This window comes from Psychroflexus sp. MES1-P1E, assembly GCF_002836055.1.
Lineage (GTDB): Bacteria > Bacteroidota > Bacteroidia > Flavobacteriales > Flavobacteriaceae > Psychroflexus.
Map to the genome: position 1 here is coordinate 1 of NZ_PJBS01000282.1, position 1487 is coordinate 1487.

1 protein-coding gene is annotated in these 1487 nt (G+C 27.5%); it reads right to left on the reverse strand.

Annotated features, from left to right (window positions below; translation table 11 throughout):
* Positions 1-115: 115 nt before the first annotated feature.
* Positions 116-1342, reverse strand: a complete 1227-nt coding sequence (locus CXF67_RS09760) for an SIR2 family protein (protein WP_102088581.1) — start codon at positions 1340-1342, stop codon at positions 116-118.
* Positions 1343-1487: the final 145 nt, after the last annotated feature.

Genomic DNA, 1487 nt, shown 5'->3' on the forward strand with positions numbered 1-1487 from the left:
TTCTCCTTTATGAATGAAAGATTTCAATAATACACTTGAAGGAAAGTGAACATTGATAAATTGAGGAGATACATTATTTATATATCCTAAGAAATAATTATGATCAAATGGATTTCTAATCATTTCCATTATTATTTAAACTAACTACTATTTTATCATTTTCATCTTGATTATAAGTTTTTAAATCTGGATAATTGATAGAGAAATCAGAAAATAATTCATCAATAAGTACTACACTTGAATTTTCTTGTGCAATTCGATAAAGTTCTTTATTGAAATTTCCAACTTGACTTATTCCTTTATTAACAACCATTAATTGAAAACTAGGATTTTGTTCAAGAGCTTCTTGAATTGCTGTTACTATATGTTTGTCATTGAAACTAAATCCAATACAAATAAGTAAAACATTATCTTTTCGTAAGTTTTGTTGGAATCTAGACATCATCTCAAAAAAAGGTTGTTCATAAGAACTCTCATATTTACTCTCTTTCGGATAAATCATTAATGCTTTATCAACTTTCTCTGATTGTTTAATACTTCCGTTTTCTAATCTTTCCCAATCTACAGAACCGTGTGGCTTATATAAATGAAATACTTTTCTTACAAAGTTGTCTTCTTCTTTTACTCTACTATTATCTCTTTGAACAATATCATAATTAAAATTCCTACCACTAAATATTCTTGGAAATGAAAATGAAAATCCATCAATCATTGTAAAATTCCCTTGTATTCCAGCTTGTTCAAAAAGAGTGTCATAATTTAAAGTGAAAACTTTAGCTCTTGGCAAAGTTACTTTTCGTTTAGTAATTTTCTCTAGTAGTTCCTTGTGTGGAGAATTATTTGGTAATTCTAATTCACATTTAGTTTTTATTAAAGATTCTATCTGATTAATTAGCTCGGTTATGTTAATTTCTCCTTCTGGGTCGTTTACGTACTCTTTTGCTGAATTTGCAAAAGAGAGAAGTTTTTCCAGGTTTTTCACATAACTGTCGTCTTCTTTTTTATCTGTATAATGTACTAGTTCACATAATTTATGTAGAACTTTCTCACTCACTAATTCCACAGTATCATCCCATAAGCCAGTTAGTAGCCTACCTTTTTTATCGTCTTTTCCTATGCCAACAGACGAACCTGCTCCTGTTAATACAAGAAGGTTTTCAAATTGAAAGTTTAGAAATTTTTTGTATTTATTACGTTTTGTTTTTAAGGCAAATTTTAATTTTCCTTCATTCTTAGTATCCTCAAACTCATGTTTTTTTCCGTCAATATAAACATTAGACACAATTTTATTATCATATTCAATTGAGACTTTATTGCGTCCATTAATGTATATATCTTCCATAATTTTAAATCTATTAATGTCAATTTATCTTGAACTGAATGTTGTTCAATATTTGATTGTTTTTTTGTATGAAACCTAACGTGATTGTGTATGATTAGTGGCGTGTTTAAGCACTTAATTTAGTAAATAAAAATCAAATAGAAAA